This is a genomic window from Flavimobilis soli (genome assembly GCF_002564025.1).
Taxonomy (GTDB): domain Bacteria; phylum Actinomycetota; class Actinomycetes; order Actinomycetales; family Cellulomonadaceae; genus Flavimobilis; species Flavimobilis soli.
Map to the genome: position 1 here is coordinate 1611737 of NZ_PDJH01000001.1, position 20461 is coordinate 1632197.

Annotated in this window: 19 protein-coding genes; 14 read left to right on the forward strand and 5 right to left on the reverse strand. The window is 72.6% G+C overall.

Annotated features, from left to right (window positions below; translation table 11 throughout):
* Positions 1 to 42: 42 nt before the first annotated feature.
* From ATL41_RS07325 to ATL41_RS07350, 6 genes are read left to right on the forward strand one after another with little or no spacing between them, the layout of a single operon-like run.
* Positions 43 to 1140: a polyprenyl synthetase family protein gene (locus ATL41_RS07325; protein WP_098457892.1), complete on the forward strand. Its 1098-nt coding sequence runs from the start codon at positions 43 to 45 to the stop codon at positions 1138 to 1140.
* On the forward strand, positions 1137 to 2033 hold the full coding sequence (locus tag ATL41_RS07330; RefSeq protein ID WP_098458978.1) for a phytoene/squalene synthase family protein: 897 nt from the start codon (positions 1137 to 1139) through the stop codon (positions 2031 to 2033). Before ATL41_RS07325 ends, ATL41_RS07330 begins: the two co-directional genes overlap by 4 nt.
* Positions 2030 to 3688 carry a phytoene desaturase family protein gene (crtI, locus tag ATL41_RS07335; protein ID WP_098457893.1) on the forward strand — a complete coding sequence of 553 codons (1659 nt, stop codon included), beginning with the start codon at positions 2030 to 2032 and terminating at the stop codon, positions 3686 to 3688. The genes ATL41_RS07330 and crtI overlap by 4 nt, the downstream gene beginning before the upstream one ends.
* Entirely contained in the window at positions 3685 to 4038 is a 354-nt protein-coding gene (locus tag ATL41_RS07340) for a lycopene cyclase domain-containing protein (protein WP_098457894.1), read from the forward strand. The genes crtI and ATL41_RS07340 overlap by 4 nt, the downstream gene beginning before the upstream one ends.
* The gene (locus ATL41_RS13165; protein WP_098457895.1) at positions 4035 to 4400 is read left to right on the forward strand and encodes a lycopene cyclase domain-containing protein; all 366 of its coding nucleotides are present in this window, start codon (positions 4035 to 4037) and stop codon (positions 4398 to 4400) included. Before ATL41_RS07340 ends, ATL41_RS13165 begins: the two co-directional genes overlap by 4 nt.
* Positions 4397 to 5299 (forward strand): prenyltransferase, encoded by a 903-nt coding sequence (locus ATL41_RS07350; RefSeq protein ID WP_098457896.1) that lies wholly within the window; start codon positions 4397 to 4399, stop codon positions 5297 to 5299. Before ATL41_RS13165 ends, ATL41_RS07350 begins: the two co-directional genes overlap by 4 nt.
* A gap of 9 nt (positions 5300 to 5308) precedes the next feature.
* Here the strand turns inward: ATL41_RS07350 and ATL41_RS07355 are convergent, their stop codons facing one another.
* Positions 5309 to 6865: an SDR family oxidoreductase gene (locus ATL41_RS07355; protein WP_098457897.1), complete on the reverse strand. Its 1557-nt coding sequence runs from the start codon at positions 6863 to 6865 to the stop codon at positions 5309 to 5311.
* A 97-nt stretch (positions 6866 to 6962) separates the two neighbouring features.
* Between ATL41_RS07355 and ATL41_RS07360 the strand changes: the two genes are divergently transcribed.
* The 3 genes from ATL41_RS07360 (at position 6963) to ATL41_RS07370 (ending at position 10922) form a co-directional block, all read left to right on the forward strand.
* The gene (locus tag ATL41_RS07360; protein ID WP_098457898.1) at positions 6963 to 8741 is read left to right on the forward strand and encodes a pyruvate dehydrogenase; all 1779 of its coding nucleotides are present in this window, start codon (positions 6963 to 6965) and stop codon (positions 8739 to 8741) included.
* A 127-nt stretch (positions 8742 to 8868) separates the two neighbouring features.
* Complete coding sequence (locus ATL41_RS07365; protein ID WP_098457899.1) at positions 8869 to 9597, forward strand: ABC transporter ATP-binding protein; 729 nt, start codon at positions 8869 to 8871, stop codon at positions 9595 to 9597.
* A complete protein-coding gene (locus ATL41_RS07370) occupies positions 9594 to 10922 on the forward strand; it encodes an FtsX-like permease family protein (RefSeq protein ID WP_098457900.1) in 1329 nt (442 codons plus the stop codon). Before ATL41_RS07365 ends, ATL41_RS07370 begins: the two co-directional genes overlap by 4 nt.
* Positions 10923 to 10935: 13 nt before the next feature.
* Here ATL41_RS07370 and ATL41_RS07375 read toward each other — a convergent pair whose 3' ends face one another.
* Both ATL41_RS07375 and ATL41_RS07385 read right to left on the reverse strand, forming a co-directional pair.
* On the reverse strand, positions 10936 to 11430 hold the full coding sequence (locus ATL41_RS07375) for a CBS domain-containing protein (RefSeq protein ID WP_098457901.1): 495 nt from the start codon (positions 11428 to 11430) through the stop codon (positions 10936 to 10938).
* A 340-nt stretch (positions 11431 to 11770) separates the two neighbouring features.
* Positions 11771 to 12688, reverse strand: coding sequence for a hypothetical protein (locus ATL41_RS07385; protein ID WP_098457903.1), 918 nt, complete (start codon positions 12686 to 12688; stop codon positions 11771 to 11773).
* Between the two features lie 252 nt (positions 12689 to 12940).
* On the opposite strand from ATL41_RS07385, the gene ATL41_RS07390 reads away from it, so the two are divergent.
* The 5 genes from ATL41_RS07390 (at position 12941) to ATL41_RS07410 (ending at position 18521) form a co-directional block, all read left to right on the forward strand.
* On the forward strand, positions 12941 to 13417 hold the full coding sequence (locus tag ATL41_RS07390) for an NfeD family protein (RefSeq protein ID WP_098457904.1): 477 nt from the start codon (positions 12941 to 12943) through the stop codon (positions 13415 to 13417).
* 127 nt (positions 13418 to 13544) lie between these two features.
* Positions 13545 to 15011, forward strand: coding sequence for a flotillin family protein (locus tag ATL41_RS07395; protein ID WP_098457905.1), 1467 nt, complete (start codon positions 13545 to 13547; stop codon positions 15009 to 15011).
* Between the two features lie 125 nt (positions 15012 to 15136).
* Positions 15137 to 16954 carry a DivIVA domain-containing protein gene (locus ATL41_RS07400; RefSeq protein ID WP_098457906.1) on the forward strand — a complete coding sequence of 606 codons (1818 nt, stop codon included), beginning with the start codon at positions 15137 to 15139 and terminating at the stop codon, positions 16952 to 16954.
* A 1-nt stretch (position 16955) separates the two neighbouring features.
* On the forward strand, positions 16956 to 17783 hold the full coding sequence (locus tag ATL41_RS07405; protein ID WP_143556590.1) for a hypothetical protein: 828 nt from the start codon (positions 16956 to 16958) through the stop codon (positions 17781 to 17783).
* A 69-nt stretch (positions 17784 to 17852) separates the two neighbouring features.
* Positions 17853 to 18521, forward strand: coding sequence for an SRPBCC family protein (locus tag ATL41_RS07410; RefSeq protein ID WP_098457908.1), 669 nt, complete (start codon positions 17853 to 17855; stop codon positions 18519 to 18521).
* A gap of 91 nt (positions 18522 to 18612) precedes the next feature.
* Here the strand turns inward: ATL41_RS07410 and ATL41_RS07415 are convergent, their stop codons facing one another.
* On the reverse strand, positions 18613 to 19581 hold the full coding sequence (locus ATL41_RS07415; RefSeq protein WP_245854678.1) for a DUF5692 family protein: 969 nt from the start codon (positions 19579 to 19581) through the stop codon (positions 18613 to 18615).
* Positions 19582 to 19693: 112 nt separating this feature from the next.
* Positions 19694 to 20281 (reverse strand): TetR/AcrR family transcriptional regulator, encoded by a 588-nt coding sequence (locus ATL41_RS07420; RefSeq protein WP_098457910.1) that lies wholly within the window; start codon positions 20279 to 20281, stop codon positions 19694 to 19696.
* Positions 20282 to 20461 lie beyond the last annotated feature (180 nt).

Sequence of the window (20461 nt, forward strand, 5' to 3'; positions counted from 1 at the left end):
TGGGCTAATGTGTGCCGTACCCGAGACGCAGGAGCAGCAGCCATGGTCACCGTCACCGCCCCGAGCCTCACCGCATCGCAGGCCCGACCCACCGCCCAGGCCACCCCCCGCGAGGCGTTCTTCGCCGCAGGCGAGGCACACGCCGAGCTTCTCGACCCGCCAGACACGACCTACCGCACCCTGTGGGAGGCCATGCGCCACGCCGCCGCCGGTGGCAAGGGCGCCCGCCCCCAGCTCGTCACCCGCACCTACCAGGCGCTCGGCGGCACCGACCTCGAGGTCGCCGCGCACGTCGGCGACGCGGTCGAGCTGCTGCACGGCGCGTTCGTCATGCACGACGACGTGATCGACCACGACACGATCCGTCGCGGCCGCCTCAACGTCAGCGGGATGTTCGCCCGCCGCGCCCGCGCCGCCGGCGCGTCCCCCCAGGCCGCTGCGACCTTCGGCGACGCCGCCGGGATCCTCGCCGGCGACCTCGCGATCAGCGGCGCCATCACCGCCGTCGCCCGCACCAAGGCTCCCCCGCACGTGATCACCGCGCTCCTCGACCTCTTCGAGGAGGCCATCCGCACGACCGCCGCAGGCGAGCTCGAGGACGTCGAGCTCAGCCTCGGCATCCTCGAGCCGACGCTCGAGCAGGTCCTCAAGATGGAGGAGCGCAAGACCGCGGTCTACTCGTTCGTGCTCCCCCTCCAGGCCGCCGCGACCCTCGTCGACTCCGAGCGCGCGACCACCGTGCTGCCGATCCTCGACCTGCTCGGCCGCCACCTCGGCCTCGCCTTCCAGCTGCAGGACGACGTGCTCGGCACGTTCGGCGACCCGGCGCACACCGGCAAGTCCAACCTCACCGACCTGCGCGAGGGCAAGCACACGCCGATCATCGCGCACGCCCGCACGACCGGCGCCTGGGAGAGCATCGCGCCGTTCCACGGCGCCGCCGACCTCGACGAGCAGGGGGCCGCGATCGCGCGCAGCGCCCTCGAGGCGTGCGGCTCGCGCGCGTTCGTCGAGGCGCTCGCGTTCGACCACATGGCCGCCGCCCGCGCCCTCGCGCGTGCCGCGTGCCTGCCCCACGACCTCGTCGAGTGGATCGGCGCCCTCCCCTCGCGGGCGGCCCGGCAGTCGCGCGCCGCATGACCGCCGCAGACAGAGCCCGGTACGACGACGCCGCCCTGCGGGCGAGCGCAACCATCATCGACGCCTACTCGACGAGCTTCGGGCGAGCCGCCCGCATGCTCGCCGAGCCCGTGCGCACGCAGGTGCGCAGCATCTACGGCCTCGTGCGCCTCGCCGACGAGATCGTCGACGGCGCGTTCGACGGCACGACAGTCGAGGACCGCCGGGAGCTGCTCGACGACCTCGAGGCCGAGGCGTCCCGCGCCGTCGAGCGCGGCTACTCCACGAACCTCACCGTGCACGCCTTCGCCCTGACCGCGCGCGCCGCCGGCATCGACGCCGAGCTCACGCAGCCGTTCTTCGAGTCGATGCGCACCGACCTCGCGCGCACCGAGCACGACGCGTCGTCGCTCGGCGCGTACGTGCACGGCTCCGCCGAGGTCGTCGGGCTCATGTGCCTGCGCGTGTTCCTCCTCGACACTCCTGGCGACGCCGCCGACCGCCAGGCCCGCTACGAGCACCTCGCCCCCGGCGCGGTCGCGCTCGGCGCCGCGTTCCAGAAGGTCAACTTCCTGCGCGACCTCGCCGCCGACCGTGCCGAGCTCGGACGCAACTACCTCCAGGTCGCTCCGACGCGCCTGACCGACGCCGAGCGCGACCGCATCCTCGACGACATCGACGCCGACCTCGCGCTCGCCCGCCAGACGATCGGCGAGCTGCCGCGCTCGTGCCGTCGGGGCGTCCTCGCCGCGCACGCGCTCTTCGCCGCCCTGTCCCACCAGCTCCGCCGCACCCCCGCCGCGACGATCGCCGCGCGCCGCGTGCGCGTGCCCACCCGCACCAAGGTCGCCGTGCTCGCCCGCGTCGCCCTCGTCGACGCCCGCCTCGGCCGTACCCGGGAGGTGACACCGTGACCCGCAGCCGCGTCGTCGTCGTCGGCGCCGGCATCGCCGGACTCGCCACCGCCGCGCTCCTCGCGCGCGACGGGCACGACGTCGAGGTGATCGAGCGTCGCGACAGCGTCGGCGGGCGCTGCGGCGTCTGGGAGTCTGACGGCTTCGTGTTCGACACGGGCCCGTCCTGGTACCTCATGCCCGAGGTGTTCGACCACTTCTTCGAGCTCATGGGCACGTCCGCCGCGCACGAGCTCGACCTGGTCCGCCTCGACCCGGCGTACCGGGTCATCACGGAGGACGACGCGACGATGTGCCGGGCGCCGCTCGACGTGCGCTCGGACCTGGAGGACTCAGTCACCCTGTTCGAGAGCGTCGAGGCTGGCGCGGGCGAACGCCTCCGGAAGTACCTCGGTCTCGCGCGCGAGGCCTACGAGCTGGCAGTGCAGCGCTTCCTGTACACGAGCTTCCAGTCGCTGCGGCCGCTCGCGACCCGCGAGGTCCTGCGCCGCACGGGCACCCTCCTGTCCCTGCTGCTGCGCCCTCTCGACAAGCACGTCGCACGCTCCTTCACCGACCCGCGTCTGCGGCAGGTGCTCGGCTACCCGGCGGTCTTCCTCGGCACGAGCCCCGACCGCGCGCCGAGCATGTACCACCTGATGAGCCACCTCGACCTGGCCGACGGCGTGCTCTACCCGCAGGGCGGCTTCGGCACCGTGATCGACGCCGTCCGCAAGGTCGCGCTCGAGGCCGGCGTCTCGATCGTCACCGGCACCGAGGTCACCGCCGTCCTGACCCGCGAGGGCCGCAGCCCGGGCGCGTCCAGCCGCACGTCACGCACGGGCCGCGCGTACGTGACCGGTGTCGAGGTGCGCGACGCCGAGGGGACGCACCTCGTCCCGGCCGACGTCGTCGTCGGAGCAGGCGATCTGCACCACCTCGAGACGCGCCTGCTCCCCGAGAAGCTCCAGACCTACCCCGAGCGCTGGTGGGCGGGCCGCGACCCTGGTCCCGGAGCTGTCCTCGTGCACCTCGGCGTGCGCGGCGAGCTGCCTCGGTTCATCCACCACACGCTGCTCTTCACGTCCGACTGGGACGCCAACTTCGACGCCGTCTACGGCAAGAACCCCCGCGTACCCGACCCCGCGTCGCTGTACGTGTGCACGCCGTCGCGCACGGACCCGAGCGTCGCGCCCGAGGGGCACGAGAACCTCTTCATCCTCGTGCCCGTCCCCGCCGACCCGGTCGACGGGCCGAGCCTCGGCCGCGGCGGCATCGGCGGCGCGGGCGACGAGACCGTCGAGCGCGTCGCGGACGCCGCGATCGCCCAGGTCGCCGCGTGGACAGGCGTCACCGACCTCGCCGAGCGGATCGTCCTGCGCCGCACCGTCGGTCCGGGCGACTTCGCGACCGACCTGCTGTCCTGGCGCGGCGGTGCGCTCGGGCCTGCCCACACCCTGCGGCAGTCCGCGATGCTCCGCGGACGCAACGCCTCCCGCCACGTCGACGGCCTGCTCTACGCGGGCGGCTCCACGATCCCCGGCATCGGGCTGCCGATGTGCCTCATCAGCGCGGAGATCGCGCTCAAGAGGTTGCGCGGCGACACGTCGACCGGGCCGCTGCCCGCCAACACCTTGCGCCACCGCCCGCCCGTGACCCCGGGACGTCCGGCGTGACCGGTTGGTACCTCGGCGCGCTCGCGTTCTCCTTTGCGGGCGTCGTCACGATCGATGCCCGGTGGAAGGTCGCACTGTTCGCGCGCGAGCGCCGCGCCCGCGCGCTGACGGTCGCGGTGACGCTCGTCGGCGCGGCCGGCTTCCTCGTGTGGGACGCCGTCGCGATCTCCCGCGGCTTCTTCGGCCGCGGCGAGAGCCGCGCGATGCTCGGCGTCGAGGTCGCGCCCCACCTCCCGGTCGAGGAGCTCGTGTTCGTGACGTTCCTCAGCTACCTCACGCTCGTCGTCTTCGGCGGCGCGCTGCGCCTCCTCGGGCAGGGCACGCGCCCGACGCCGGAGGTGCGGTCGTGACGTACCTGGACCTCGCCGTCGTCGCCCTCGCGGTCGTCGTCGTGCTGCACGCCGCGTGCGTCGTCGTCGCACGACGGCGCGGCACGCTGCCGCGGCGCTTCGCCGCCGCCGTGGCCGTGACGGTCCTCGTGCTGTGCGTCCTGACGGTCGTGTTCGACTCGCTCATGGTCATGTCCGACCTCTTCCGCTTCGACGAGGACCGCCTCACGGGCGTGATCCTCTGGCGGGCGCCGCTCGAGGACCTTGCCTGGCCGCTCGCGGCCGGGCTCCTGCTGCCTGCCCTGCGCGTCGCGCTCGCCCCGCGCCCGGCCGACGCTGCCCCCTCCGTCCCGACCGACCGCCAGCTCGAGGAGCACGCATGACCTCCCGCGACGACGTCGCCCCCCACCCCGAGCGCACGAGCCTGCTGCGCGGGCTCGTCGGCACGTCCCGACCGCTGTCGTGGATCAACACCGCGTACCCGTTCGCGGCCGCGTACCTGCTCGCCGGCGGCGACCGCTGGTGGCTGATGGCGGTCGCGACGGTGTTCTTCCTCGTGCCGTACAACCTCGCGATGTACGGGATCAACGACGTCTTCGACTACGAGTCCGACCTCGCCAACCCGCGTAAGGGTGGTGTCGAGGGCATCGTCCTGGACCGGCGTCTGCACCGCGCGACGCTGTGGGCGTCGGCGCTCACGTGCCTGCCGTTTGTCGTCGTGCTCGTCGCGGCAGGCACGCTCGCGTCGACGTCGGTGCTCGCGGTGTCGCTGTTCGCGGTCGTCGCGTACTCGGCACGGGGGCTGCGGTTCAAGGAGAAGCCGGTCCTCGACTCGCTGACGTCGTCGACCCACTTCGTGTCGCCCGCCGTCTTCGCGGTGACGCTCACGGGCGGCGAGTTCACCGGCCCCGTCGTGGCCGTCCTCGCCGCGTTCTTCGCGTGGGGAGCCGCGTCGCAGGCGTTCGGCGCCGTGCAGGACGTCCGTGCCGACCGCTCCGCGGGCATCGCGTCGATCGCGACCGTGCTCGGCGCGCGTCGCACCGTGCAGCTCGCGATCGGCGGCTACCTGCTCGCCGCCGTCCTCATGCTCGGCGCGGGCTGGCCCGGAGTGCTCGGCGGTGTCATCCCGCTCGGCTACGCGGTGTCGGTCGCGCCGTTCCGCAGCATCACGGACGAGGACTGCGAGCGCGCGAACGCCGGGTGGCGCCGCTTCCTGTGGCTGAACATGGTCGCCGGGTTTCTCATCACGCAGCTCGTCATCATCATCCTGCTGCAGCGCTGAGAGCCCGGATCACGCCGTCTGCGCCTGCCCCGCGTCGTCGTGGCTCGCCGCAGCCGCGGCGAGCAGGTTGCGCGCCATCGCGGGGAAGATGAGCGCGTGGAAGGGCCAGATCGCCCACCAGTACGCCTTGCCCCGCAGGCCGCGCGGGAAGTAGATCGCCCGCTGCCGGTAGCTCGTGCCGCCGCCCTCGGCCGGCTCGACGACCATCTCGAGCCACGCGTCGCCCGGCACGCGCATCTCCGCGCGCAGCCGCAGCAGGTGGCCGCGCTCGAGCGCCTCGACCCGCCACCAGTCGACCGCGTCACCGACGACGAGCCGCTCCGGGTGGCGGCGGCCCCTCCGGCCGCCCACGCCACCGACGAGCTTGTCGAGCAGCCCGCGCACCGCCCACGCGACGGGCAACGAGTACCAGCCGTTCGCGCCGCCCACGCCCTCGACGACGCGCCACGCGTCCGCAGGGTCGACGTGCCGCGCCGTCCGCTCCCGCTCGTCCGTGTAGACGGTCAGGCCCGCCCACGCGGGGTCGCTCGGCAGCGGGTCCGCAGGCACGCCCGACGACGCCCCCGCCCACGTCGTCTCGACGTCGCCGCGGCTCATCTTGCCGAGCGCGAGGCGCACCGCCTCGCGGTACGGCGTCAGACCGTCCGGCGGGAGCGGCACGTGCTCGTCGATGTCGTGCTCGCGGCTGACGGCGTCGTGCTGGAGCGACTGCACGAGCGGCACAGCCATGCCGTGCGGGATGGGCGTCACGAGCGTGACCCACCAGCCCGCGAGCCGCGGCGCGGGCGTCGGCAGCGAGTAGATGCGTCGCTTCGGCAGCCCGGCCTCGTGCATGTAGCCGTACATGAGCCCCGCGTACGAGAGCACCTCGCGCGAGCCGAGGTCGAAGCGGCGACTCACGTCGAGCGGCACCCGCACCGCGCCGACGAGGTAGTGCAGCACGTCGCGCACCGCGATCGGCTCGATGCGGTTGCGCACCCACGCCGGCGCCGGCATGACCGGCAGGTTCTCCGTGAGGTGCCGGATCATCTCGAACGACGCCGAGCCCGACCCGATCACGACCCCTGCCTGGTAGACGATCGTCGGCACGCCCGAGTCGAGCAGCGCGTCCCCCACAGCAGTCCGCGAACGCATGTGCGGCGACAGCTCGACACCGTCCGGGTGCAGGCCACCGAGGTACACGATCCGGCGCACGCCAGCGCGGCGCGCCTCGCGCGCGACCGAGCGTGCCATGTCGAGCTCCGTCGTCTCGAAGTCGCCGCTCGCCCCCATCGAGTGCACCAGGTAGAACAGCACGTCGACGTCGCCCGCCGCGTCACCGCCCGCGCCGTCGGGCCGCAGGGCGCGCGCGGTGTCCTCGGCCTCGCTCAGGTCCCCCTCGACGACCTCGACGTCGTCACGCCACGGCACCTCGGCGAGCCTGCGCTCGTCGCGCGCGATCACCTTGACGCGGTGCCCGGCCGCGAGGAGCTGGGGCACGAGGCGCCCGCCGAGGTAGCCGGTCGCGCCCGTGACGAGCGCGGTCACGCGCGAGGGCAAGAGCTGCGGGGCTGCGACGTCGTCCATCCCTCCACTCTGCGGCCTGCAGCCGCGCGGCGCAGGATGGACAAGAACGTCCAGACCGTCGTGCGGGCCTGCCCCGCACCCTGCCGAGGGGACCACCGTGGCCAAGAACAAACCCGCACGCCCGGACGGGACGGTCGCCGACCATCTCGTCGCCCAGCTGATCGAGGCTGGCGCCCGCAACATCTACGGGATCGTCGGTGACTCGCTCAACCCTGTCGTCGACGCCGTGCGCCGCGCGCGCAAGGAGGGCGCCGACATCTCGTGGGTGCACGTCAGGCACGAGGAGGCCGCCGCGTTCGCCGCGGCGGCCGAGGCCGAGGTGACGGGCCGGCTCGCCGTGTGCGCGGGCTCGTGCGGGCCCGGCAACCTGCACCTCATCAACGGGCTGTACGACGCCAACCGGTCGCGCGTGCCGGTCCTCGCGATCGCGAGCCACATCCCGAGCAACCAGATCGGCACGCAGTTCTTCCAGGAGACGCACCCCGACCGGCTGTTCACCGAGTGCTCCGTCTACTCGGAGATGATCTCGTCGGCCGTGCAGGCGCCGCGCGTCATCGCGTCCGCGATCCACCATGCCTACGGCGCGCCGGGCGTGTCCGTGCTGACGCTGCCGGGCGACGTCGCGGACCTCGACGCCGTCGGGTTCGTCACCGACGTGTCCTGCCGCCCGCCCAGGCCGCGCCACGTCCCCGACCCCGCCTCGGTGCGCGAGCTCGCCGACGCCGTCAACGAGGCCCGCAAGGTCGTCATCTTCGCGGGGGCCGGGGTGCGCGGCGCGCACGACGACGTCATCGCGCTCGCCGACAAGATCGCCGCGCCCATCGGCCACTCGCTGCGCGGCAAGGAGTGGATCCAGTACGACAACCCGTTCGACATCGGCATGTCCGGTCTGCTCGGCTACGGGTCGTGCTTCGAGGCGACCCACGAGGCCGACCTGCTGATCCTGCTCGGCACCGACTTCCCGTACGACCAGTTCCTGCCCGACGACGTGCGCACCGCCCAGGTCGACATCGAGCCGACGCACCTCGGCCGGCGCACCCGGCTCGACGTGGCCGTCGTCGGCGACGTGGGCGAGACCGTGCGCGCGCTCCTGCCGCTCGTCGACAAGGCGAAGTCGCGGCGCTTCCTCGACTCGATGCGCAAGAAGCACGTCAAGGCGATGAGCGGCGTCGTCGGCGCGTACAAGGGCAAGAGCGCCGAGTCGCTCGTGCCGGTCCACCCCGAGTACCTCGCGGACGTCCTCGACCAGGAGGCGGCGGACGACGCCGTGTTCACCGTCGACACGGGCATGTGCAACGTGTGGGCCGCCCGCTACATCAGCCCGAACGGGCGCAGGCGCGTCATCGGGTCGTTCCTGCACGGCTCGATGGCCAACGCCGTGCCGCACGCGATCGGCGCCGCGAAGTCCTCACCCGGACGGCAGGTCGTCGCGATGGCGGGCGACGGCGGCCTCGCGATGCTCCTCGGCGAGCTCGTCACGATCAAGGCACTCGACCTGCCCGTGAAGATCGTCCTGTTCGACAACGCGACGCTCGGCATGGTGCGCCTCGAGATGCTCGTCGAGGGCCTGCCCTCGTACGGCACGGACTCGCCCGAGGTCGACTACGCGCAGGTCGCGGACGCGATCGGCATCCCGGCTGTCCGCGTCACCGACCCGAAGGACGTGCGCGGAGCGCTGCGTGAGGCGTTCGACCGCCCTGGCCCCGCCCTCGTCGACGTCGTCACCGATCCTCGCGCCCTGTCGATCCCGCCGTCAATCACGGCCGAGCAGGTGCGCGGCTTCGCCGTCGCGATGAGCAAGGAGGTCCTCGGCGGAGGGCTCGGCGAGGTCGTCTCCATGGCGCGGTCGAACCTGCGGAACGTCCCGAAGCCCTGACCCGCGCCACGGGTCTCGGGTCATCCCGTGGGGGGACGACCTGCGTCCCCCCACGGGCGCACGCGCCGCGCACGGACCCGCCCCCGGCCCGACGCGGTCGTGGGCGGGCTCCGCGCACGATGAGGTCATGGAAGCTCACCACACCGACCGTCTCGTCGCCCGCGACCTCACCCAGGTCTACGGTGACGGCCCCTTCGCCACCCGTGCCCTGGACGGGGTCGGTCTCATCGTGGAGCCCGGCGAGTCGGTCGCCATCATGGGCCCGTCCGGGTCCGGCAAGACGACGCTGCTGCACGTCCTCGCGGGGATCCTCACCCCGACCTCAGGGTCCGTCGGCTGGCGTGGTGCCGACCTCGCGACGTTGCCCGACACCGACCGCACCCGGCTGCGACGCACCGACTTCGGTTTCGTCTTCCAGTCAGGGAGGCTCCTGCCCGAGCTGCCCGCCGTCGAGAACGCCGCACTGCCGCTGATGCTCGCGGGCGTCCCGCGCGCGAGCGCGGTCGCGATCGCGCGGGCCGAGCTGGGCAGGCTGGGCCTCGGCGGGCTCGAGGAACGCCGTCCGGGCGAGCTCTCAGGCGGCCAGGCGCAGCGCGTCGCGATCGCCCGCGCGCTCGTCGGGCACCCCGGCGTCATCTTCGCGGACGAGCCCACCGGCGCTCTCGACCAGACGACGGGGCAGGAGGTCCTCAGCGTCCTCACCGCGGCAGCCGCAGCCAACGGTGCGTCGCTCGTCATCGTCACGCACGACGCGGGAGTTGCCCGCCACTGCACCCGCACCGTGACGATGCGCGACGGCCGGATCGTCCGCGAGCACGTCGCCGCCCCTCGCACCGTGCCGGGCGGTGCCCTGTGACCACGCTCGAGCTCTGGTGGTTCCTCAGAGGCCGCACAGCGGACGACCGCGACCCGAGACGCCTGACGACGCTCCTCGCCGTCGTCGCGTTCGCGACCGCGACCGCAACGCTGCTCGTCGTCGCGGGAGGATACGGCGCCTTCACGGCGCGCGTCGACGACCCGTCGGCCGGGCCCGACACCGACCTCTACCCCGTGCTCGCGGGCATCGCGGCGCTCCTGCTCCTCGTCCCGCTCGCCACGCTGAGCGGCGCGGCAGCCCGCCTCGCTGTCGCGCGGCGCGACGAGCGGCTCGCGACCCTGCGGCTCGCAGGCGCCACGACGACCCAGGTCACGACGCTCACGACGCTCGACGCGACGGCGCAGGCCCTGGCCGGTGCGGTGGCCGGCGTCGTCGGCTACACCGTGCTCCTGCCGGTCGTCTCCCTCCTGCGGTTCCAGGACCGCACGTTCACGCTCGGTGAGCTGTGGGTAGGCATGCCCGCCATCCTCGCGGCTGTCGCCGTCGTCGTGCTCGTCGCGCTGGTCTCGGCGCTCGCGAGCCTGCGACGCGTCCTCGTCACGCCCCTCGGCGTCGCCGCGCGCACGAGCCCTCCACGGCTGCGTGCCCGCCGCGGTCTCGTCCTCGTCGGCGCGCTCGTCGCGATGCCGATCGCCGCAGGTGCGTCGTTCGGGTCCCAGACGGTCGGCATCCTCGTGATCGTCGGCGTGCTCATGCTCGGCTTCGCCGCGCTCGGCGCGGTCGGTCCCTTCGCCCTGCAGGTCGTCGGTCGCATCACCGGACGGTGGGCCCGACGCGTCGAGACGCTCCTCGCGAGCCGCCGCCTCGTCGACGACCCGCGCACCGCCTGGCGGTCCGTCGGCGGTGTCGCCCTCGCGACCTTCATCGCCGGGCTCGCGAGCCTCACCGCGATGTTCAGCCCGGGCGACGAAGCGAGCCGCTGGGACGTCGTGCTCTACGCCGACGTGCGCACCGGCGCACTCCTCACGCTCGGGATCGCAGGCCTGCTCGCCGCCGTCTCGACGGGCGTGATGCAGGCCGGCCGCGCGATCGACCAGCGGGACGCCACGGCGGCGCTCGTCCTCGCGGGCACCGAGCAGCGCACGCTCGACCGCGCGCGCCTGAGGGAGACCGCGATCCCGCTCGTCGCCTCGGTCGGCCTCACGACAGTCACGATGCTGCTCCTCATGGCCCCCCTCGTGGGCTTCGGGGCGTACCAAGAGCTGCCTGTCCTGATCGAGCTGCTCGCGGCGATCGCCGCCGCGTCGCTCCTCGTCATGCTCGGGGCGTGGGCTGCGAGCCGCGTCGCACGCCGCACCTCTTGACGGCTAGCACCGCTCAGGCGCGCCACTGCGTCGTGACGACGTCCACGAGGGCGCGCACGAGCGCCCGGACCGTCACCACCTGCCACACGGCGCCGTGGACGACGACGTCGTCGAAGCGGCGGGACTCGGGCCGCGCCATGGCGCGGCCCACGACCTCGACGATAGGCATCGTCTGCGGGACCGCGAGCGGCCCCCAGTCGACGACCTCCCCGATCTGGCGCCGGGCGAGCAGCGCGCGGCCGTAGCCGAGCGTCCCGGCGCTGAGCGCCACGTAGCGCTCCCGCGAGATGAGGCCGACGGCGCCGAGCTCGTCAGCCCGGCAGACGGCGACCGAGGTCACGTACTCGGGCCGGAACAGCTCCGCGACGACGGGGTACGGCGTCGTCGCGTCGACCACCTCGATCGGGACGGCGAAGCGCCCGACGGGCGCGAAGGGGTCGTCGATACGGTCGATCGCGGTCTCGTGGCGGCGCCCGTCGAGGTGCGGCGCGATGGTGCGGGTGATCATGGATCGATCCTGCACAGCCCACCACCGGGAACGAAGGGCCGCACGAGAACGTGGCTCAACGTTCATCGGCCCGCCCCCGCCACGTCACTCGGGTCCTCGCCTCAGCGGACGCGCTCACAGCCTGGTGCGACGAGGTGCTCAAGAAACTCGGCGCCTGAGCAACCTCGAGGAAGAGGGCAGCGGCCCGCGGATCGGCGATGAACGCCGCTGCGGGCCTCTCAGCGACGGTCGTGTCGGTTGCCATGGTGCGGCTCCTGGTACTGGGGTGTCGGTCGTGGGGTGAGGCTCGGCAGAGCAACACCGCCCGGCTCGCGTGAGCCGGGCGGTGTTCGGGGGTGGGTCAGTAGAGCTGGATCTCTTTGCCGTTCTGGCGGATCTCGTAGAAGGCTCCACAGCGGTGCGACTTGGCGTCCTTGATTGCGGCCGTCAGCGTCCAGCCGAGCTTCGGGTCATAGGTGTAGTACGAGTAGCCGCGGGCGCACAGAACCCCGACCCATACATCCACGTTCTTGTTCGTTGTTGATGACTGCTTCAGGCGCTTGTTGACGGTGTTGACCTTCTTCTGCAGGCGCTTGGCAGCCGCGCTCAGCGACTTCGCGGCCTTGGTGGTCGCCGTGGCGCTGGTGGCCTTGCGCTTCTTCAGCGCAGCGGTGCGAGCCTTCGTCGCCTTGGTGCGCAGCGACGACAGCGACTTCTTCTCCGCCGACGTCACCTTCTTGGCCTTGGAACCACTCGAGAGCTTCTTCTCGGCCGCGAGAGCCTTCTTCGTCGCCGTGATCGCAGACGAGAACTTCTTGGCAGCCGCCACACGAGCAGAGACGAGGGACCGCTGGCGCTTCGTCTTCTTCAGCAGGACGGTGCGCGCCTTCGTCAGGGCCTTGGTGGCCCGCTGCGAGGACGCGATGTTCGTCTTGCTGATCTGCTTCACAGCCTTGGCGCGAGCCTTCGTCGCAGCCGGCAGCGCCTTGGAGACGACCTTCCGGTCAGCCTTCTTCAGGTACTTCGTCCGCGACCCGGTCGCCATCTTCTTGGCGGCCTTGATCGACGCGTCGAGCTTCTTGCGAGCCGCGACAGCCTCGTTGTAGGCCGTGCGCTGCGGGGACAGGGCAGCAGAGGTCAGGCTCGTCGTCACGGACGCGGACGCGGACACGGATGCGCTGGTCAGCTCGAGGGCCGCGGCCGGCGCGGCAACCGCAAGTGGCGCGGCGACCAGCGCCGCGGCGATACCGAGCGCGGTCGTCTTCGATGCGATGTTCATGGGGATCAGATCCTTACGTGGGTTGGCGCCACGGCCCCGGACGGGTGCGCGGGGTCAGCGGATGGGTGACGCCTCCGAGAGTTCTCTTCGGTCGTCGCACGAGAAGCGTGAGGGCAGCCACGAGAGGCTACGCCCTGCACCGTCGACCCGAGACCGTCGCAGCAAACCCGCACGCAGGACCGCAAGGTTCGCTAGAGTGCGGCCCACGGCACAGTGCCAGTAGGGCCCAGTGCCGACGGGGGAAGGAACAGCGTGACGATCTTCATCGCCATCGGCGGCATCGGGCTCGTGCTCCTCGCCGCCTCCATGCTCATCGGCGAGGCGTTCGAGGTCGGGGACGGCGTCCTGTCCGGTACGGGCCTCGGCGTGGGCGCCGTCGTTTTCGGTGCGGTCGGCGTCATCACCACTGCCAACAACCTCCCGAGTGCTGTCACCTACGTGGGTTCCGCGATCGCGGGCGTGCTCGCCGTCGTCGTCGTGCAGGTCCTCGTCAAGAGGCTGCAGAGCACCGAGGACGGCCTGCCCGTCTCGCTCGTCGGCACGACCGGCGTCGCCAAGACCGACATCACCCCCGAGCGCGGCGAGGTGTTCCTCGACGCCGCGCAGGAGCTCGAGCGCCGCATGGCATGGTCCCGCAGCCCGATCCCCGAGGGCTCACGCATCGTCGTCGTCCAGCAGCAGGGCTCGCGCGTCGAGGTCACCCTCGACACCCCCGCCACCGAGGCCTGACCGCACCCACCCCGGGTCTGCCTTCCGCCTGCGCGCGCAGGCTGACGAACCTCGCCGCCCGCAGGGGCGGCGCAGCACCACCTGACCGCAACGCCGCACAGGAAGGACTCCCCTGCAGGGGGCCACCATGAACGACCCGAACTTCTGGACAGTCATCGGCGTCGGAGCGCTCGCGATCGCGTTCTTCGCGATCGTCGCCTTCGTCGCCAACCGCATCCGCCGCGTCCCGCCGAACGAGGCGCTCATCATCGTCGGCCGTGGCGCCGGCAAGCGCGCCGCCGAAGCCGTCGGTGGGCAGCGCGTCGTCGTCGGCGGCCGCGTGTTCGTCTGGCCGATCCTCCAGCAGGGCTTCGCGATCTCGCTCGAGCAGCGCCAGATCGGCATCACCGTCGAGGGCGTCGACAAGAACCGCATCAAGATCGCCATCAAGGCGTCCATCAACTTCAAGGTCCGCGGCGACGAGGACGGCGTGCGCCGTGCCGCGCAGCGCTTCCTGTCCCAGCAGGGCGCGCTCACCGAGATCATCAAGGAGTCCCTCGAGGGCTCGCTGCGCTCCATCGTCGGCGACATGACGATCGAGCAGATCATCTCCGACCGCAAGGGCCTGTCCGACCGTGTCGTCGACTCGACCAAGACCGACCTCTCCGAGCAGGGCCTCCAGGTCGACCTGCTCAACATCTCCGACATCTCGACCCCCGGGTCGGACTACCTCGCCAACCTCGGCCGCGCCGAGAACGCCCGCGCCCGCCAGGTCGCCGAGGTCTCCGAGGCCGAGGCGCAGCGTGTCGCCGAGTTCGCCGTCATCGAGGCGGCCGAGCAGATCGCCGAGCGTCAGAAGGCGCTCGACCTCAAGCGCGCCGCGATCAAGGCGCAGACCGACCGCGCCAACGCCGAGGCGGAGGCCGCTGGCCAGCTCGCGCGCGCCGAGCAGGACCGCCTCGTCGCGGCCCAGCAGCGCGAGGCCCTCGCCGAGCAGGCGAAGGTGACGGAGGAGGAGCTCGACATCTCCGTCCGCAAGCCCGCCGAGGCCGACGCGTACGCCGCAGTCCAGCGCGCCAACGCCGAGCGTGACGCCGCGAACGCCGCGACCGAGGCCGACGCGTTCAAGCGCACGACCATCGCCCAGGCGAACAAGACCGCAGCGATCCAGGACGCCGAGGCTGCCGCCGAGTCCGTCCGTCGCGCCGGTGAGGCCGAGCGTGACCGCCAGGTCGCCCTCGCCGCCGGTATCCGCGCCGAGGGTGAGGCCCGCGCCGCCGCGACCGAGGCGGAGGGCCGCGCAGAGGCCGCCGCGACGGACGCCAAGGCCGAGGCGCTCAAGAAGTACGGCGAGGCCGCGCTCGCGCAGGAGCTCATCTCGCGCCTGCCCGAGATCGTCCGCGCCGCCGCCGAACCGCTCGCGTCGATCGACAACATGACCGTCGTCTCGACGGACGGCGCGTCCCAGCTGACGAAGTCCGTCAGCTCGGTCCTGGGCGAGGGGCAGGAGATCATCAAGTCCCTCCTGGGGATCGACCTGTCCCAGTTCGTCCAAGGCATCTCGGCCACCTCGGGCACACGCCCCGAGCCGAGCAGCACCACCACCGCGTCCTGACGTCTCCGGCGCGTCGGGCCGGCGAGAAATCGCCCGGTCCGACGCGTCCGAGAGGTCATGCCGACGCTCCAGCGTGTCGATAACATCGTCACACCCGCCACGGCACTCACCCATCGAGGTCACGCATGCTGTCTTCCGCCGACGTCCGCAGCGCACGGTTCACCGCGACCAAGTTCCGCGAGGGCTACGAGATCCCCGAGGTCGACCAGGTCCTCGACGCGGCAGCCGACACGCTTGCCCACCTCGAGCGCGGGCAGACCGTCAAGGCTGACGGCTCGCCCCTGCTGACGCCCAACGACCTGCTCGCCGCGCGCTTCACGACGACGCGCCTGCGCGAGGGGTACGACGTCGTGGAGGTCGACGACCTGCTCGACGAGATCATCTCGACGCTCAACACGTACATCGCGCGCGCCCAGCGCGGCGAGCCGCTCACGCCCGTGAGCGCGCACGAGGCCGACGAGCCGCAGGCCGCCGTGGTCGACGCCGCGCCCGCAGCCGAGGTGTCCGTGCCGTCCCTCGCGACGCCTGCCGGCGTCGAGGACCTCGGCGGCCCTGCCGCCGGTCCCGCAGCCCCCGTCGTGGAGGCTTCCGACGCCGTCGAGCCGGCACCCGCCGACGCCGCTCCCGCCGAGCCCGCGCCCGCCGATCCCGAGCTCGCAGCGACCTCCGTCCCCGACGCGACGCCTGCCTCGCCCGCCGAGGCCGCCGCCCCGCTCGCCGCCGCTGCGGCGCCTGCTGCCGTCGCGACGCCCGAGCCTGCCGACGCCGCTCCGGTTGAGACCGCCACTGACGACGCCGCGCGCGCCGAGGAGCCCGCGTCCGCGGCCTCCGAGCCGGCGCCGTCCGAGCCCGTCGCGGAGAGCCCGTCCGAGCCCGTCGTCGAGCCGGAGGGCTCCGCCGACCCCCTGCCGTGGGTGAGCTCGCTCGCCGAGACGGCCGCCCGCCACAGCGACGCCTTCGTGCCGCAGTGGGCGCCGACCGGCGTGCAGCCCGAGCCCCAGGCCGCTCCCGTCGACGAGACCCCCGCACCTGTGACCCCCGTCGAGGAGGAGGCGCCCGCGTTCGCGCCGACGCCCGCCGAGACGCCCGAGAACACCGCTCCCGCCGTCGAGCTGCCTGCCTGGGCGACCTCCGCGCCCGCTGCGCCCGAGGAGCCCGCTCCCGACGCCCCCGCACCTGTCGCCGACGACGCTGCGGACGCAGCCGCTCCGGTCACCGTCGACGCTACGGACGCCCCTGCGCCCGAGACGACCGACGACGTCGCACCCGCGGCCGAGGCTTCCGCCCCGCAGGGCGCGGCCCCCGACGCCACCGAGGCCGTGACGCCCGTGTGGTCGGCCCCCGCCTCGCAGCCGTGGACGCCGCCCGTGTCGTCCGAGTGGACCGCGACGTCGCCCGACCTCCCCGCTCCGCCGCCGATCGCCGCCGACGCCTTCGGCGTCGAGGAGGAGGCTTGGGCGCCCGTCACCGCCTTCGAGCCCGTCGCGAGCGCGGAGCGCGCTCCCGGCGAGCCCGCTCCGGTCGAGCAGTCCCAGCCCGAGGCGCAGGCTGAGCAGGAAGCCGCCCCGGTCGAGCCCGAGGCGTCCGCGCCCGCTGCCGCTGAGCCCGCGCCGATCGAGGCCGAGCCCATCGCACCTGCGGCCCCGGCCGAGCCCGCCACCTGGGCCCCGGTGACCGCGGAAGCCCAGCCGGAGCCCGCCGAGGCCCAACAGGAGCCCGCCGCCACTCGCCTCGCGAAGTCCACGATCGAGAGCGCGACCGCGGCCGCTCCCGCCGTCGAGGGCCTCGACTCTCAGGCGTTCCTGCGCCAGCTCACCTACGCGCGCGCCACCTCGGTCGGCGAGGCGAAGGAGAAGCTGACGTTCCTCCTCCCTGACGGCACCGAGGTCCAGGCGGTCCGCGTCACCAAGTCCGCCACCGGCCTCGTCGTCGGGCTCGGCTGACGTGCCGGGGGCCACCGTGGGCCGCGAGGGGCCCGGCCAGGACCCGGTCGCGCAGTTCGACCACTTCACGGAGCGGCTCGTCGCGTCCGTCTCGGCGCGCGACGAGGTGCTCGGCCTCGTGCTGCTCGGCTCTGGCGCACAGCGTGAGCGCCTCGACGAGTGGAGCGACCACGACTTCTACCTCGTCGTGCGCGACGACGTCGCGGAGCAGATGCGTCGCGACCTGTCGTGGCTGCCCGACCACGAGCGCATCGTCCTCGCCCCGCGCGAGACCGCGCACGGCCTCAAGGTCGTGTACGACGACGCGCACGTCCTCGAGCTCGCCGTCGCGACCCTCGACGAGGTCGCGGGCTTCGGCACCAACCACCACCGCGTCGTCCTCGACCGCGGCGGTGTCGCCGACGCGATCAGCCGCGCGGTCGCGCAGACCCCCGGGCCCAAGGAGGTCGACGTCGACCGGGCGCTCGGCCTGTTCCTGTCGCTGCTCCTGATCGGCGTCGGCCGCGCCCGCCGCGGCGAGCGCGTCGCCGCCGGTGCGCACGTGCGCACCTACGCCGTCGCCGAGCTGATCGACGCGTGGACCGCCGTCGTGCCGCCGTCAGGCGACGCGTTCGTCGACCACCTCGACCGCAAGCGCCGGTTCGAGGACGCGTACCCGGAGGTCGGCGCGCAGCTCGACGCGGCGCTCGCCCAGCACCCCGAGAACGCAGCCCGTGCGCTGCTCGACCTCGCCGAGGAGCACCTCGCAGGACGCGTCGACACCTGGCCCGCAGCCGGTGTCGAGGCTCTGCGCGCGCGCTTCGGCTGGACCGTGCGCACGCCCGCCTGAGGGGGGCGTCGCCGCGAGTCAGGACCTCCGGCACTAGCGGTTCGCAGCCTGGCGGTGTTGGGTAGGTGGATGAGCGCCCTCCGACGACTCCTCCCGCCCAAGCCCACGCCCAGGCGTGTCGCCGCTCTCGCCGGGGTGCTCGCCGTCGGCTCCCTGCCCCTCCTGCGCACGTGGTCGCTGCAGTGGGGCACGACCGAGTCCGAGCTGGACGCCGAGCTCCCGGGCGACGACCTGCTGCCCATCGCCGACCACCAGTCGACGCGTGCCGTGTCGATCCGCGCCGCCGCCGACCAGGTGTGGCCGTGGCTCGTGCAGCTCGGCAAGGGCCGCGGCGGGTTCTACAGCTACGACTTCCTCGAGAACCTCGCAGGCCTCGACATCCGCTCGACCGACCGCATCGAGCCGCACCTGCAGGATCTCGCCGTCGGCGACCCCATCGCCCTCGCGGAAGGCTTCGACCTCGAGGTCGCGATGCTCGAGCCCGGGCGCGCGCTCGTCCTGCGGTCGCCGCTCGGCTCGACCGGCCCCGCCGGGCCGCCCTTCCGTTTCACGTGGTCGTTCACGCTCCTGCCGGGCGCGGTCGGCACGCGGCTCGTCGTGCGCGAGCGCTACCAGTACCTCGCGCGGACGGCGGCGCTCGTCGTCGAGCCCGCGTCTCTCGTGTCGTTCCTCATGAGCCAGCAGATGCTCCGCGGCATCCGTGAGCGCGCCGAGTCCGCGGCGTTCCTCGCCGCCTGACGCTGTCGGGGCGAGCCCCCGCCACAAGCACCGATCGCCCGCATCCACACATCACGTGTGCATGCGGGCGGTCGGTGGCTCCGGGCGACGGTCAGACGGCCGCAGCCGCCTCGGATGTACGCGCCTCGCCAGCGGTCGCGGGACGCTCGGCGGCGAGCTGCTGGTAGGACGCCTGCTCGACGAAGAGCTCGTCGCGCAGCGGGTTGCGCTTCTTCGTGACGATCACGCGCACCTGGTAGACGACGACGGCGATGTTCGCGAGGAGCGACAGGAGGCTCACGAGGAACAGCGCAGTGGTGTTGTGCGACGCATCCACGGCGAACTTGGAGTCGCTCACGAACGACGGGACCGCCATGGTGAACATCATCCAGAACGCGAGGGTGTGCGCGCGGTGCTGCAGCCAAGCGCCCTTGCGCAGGAAGAACGCCGGGATGGTGCACGAGATGAGCAGCGCGGCGCCCGCGTAGAACGCGTGGTCGCCCACGCAGTTGTACACGTACGCGAAGTTCCACAGGTCGTACGCGATGACCCAGAACCACATCATGTCGGGCCACACCATGTCCTGGAAGCGGTCCCGCGTGATGAAGATCCCGGCCCAGCCGCAGATCGTCACGAGGTTCAGGATGCCGGCGATGCCGTTCATGACGTTCCACGAGCCGCCGACCATGAACACGCCGTCAACCATGCCGTGCATGCCGGAGACCTGGAAGTCGCGGATGACGGCCTCGGCGATGTTGAGCGCGAGGATCGCGGGCGGGAACCACAGCGCGTACTTCATCGCGGCGATGCGCGGGTTGTAGCGAATGAGCATGAACCCGATGCACCCGGCGAGCGCCGAGTACACCTTGACCCAGTGGAACCACGTGCCGGTCGAAGAACCTGCGCTGGCCGTGTGGGGCCAGACGAAGATCGTCAGGATGATCGGCAGCACGATGAAGAGCGCGATCGCGGCCTTCTTGGACCAGCGGACGAGCTCGTTGAGGCCGATGAGCGCCCCGAGCACGACGAACCACATGAGGGCCGAGTACCAGGGGATCGAGTCGAAGAGGAACACCGTCATCTCCTTGGACGAAGGTTGCGGCGACACGGGTCGCCGCGGTGGCGCGCCACCCCTCGCGCGTGACGGCTCCCGGCGCGTGGAGGGAGCCTGCGCTCAGATCTCAGCTCGCGGCTCAGCCCTCCTCGCCCATGTGCAGGGCCTGGCGGACGATCGCGACGAGGACGGCGTCGTCGGTGTCGGGGTTGTTCCGCACGAGGCCGACGAGGCCGTAGATGAGCACGTAGAAGGTCTCGGGGACGTGCTCGATGCGGATGCGGTGCCGTGCGGCGTACGCCTCGATCGTCGTGACCTTGAGGCACGCGACGATCGCGCGGACGGCGTGGTCGAGAAAGCGGTTGTAGAGGCGCGCGTTCTCGACGCGCTGCAGGTCGTCGCGCAGCGGGTCCTCGGAGTGGAGGTGCTTGCGGAACAGGGCGATGCAGTCGACGAGGGCCTTGTCGATGTTGCCGACCTCGCGGGCGGCGTCCCACTGGCGGACGGCCTCGGCGAACTCGTCGGCGTAGCTCTCGAAGACGGCGTCGACGAGCGCGTCCTTGTCCGGGAAGTAGTAGTAGACGAGGCCGCGGGCGATGCCGGCACGCTCGGCGACGTCCTTGATGGACGTGCGACCGATGCCTTTCTCGGAGAAGAGCGCGCGCGCGGCGGCGATGATCTCCTCGGCGCGCACCTCGGGATCGATGCGCTGCTTGCGTCCAGCCATGGGGGCCTCCTGACCTGTCTTCACGGCGACCGTACGACCGCTATTGACACAGCGTCAATAGCGGGGAGACAAGTCAGGACGAAGGTCCCACCGCAGGTCAGAAGGTCGCGCGGCGCCCTCCTCGGACCTCGCGCCGCGCCCGAACCCCTCCGACCCCCGCCCCCTCCACGCACCGATCGC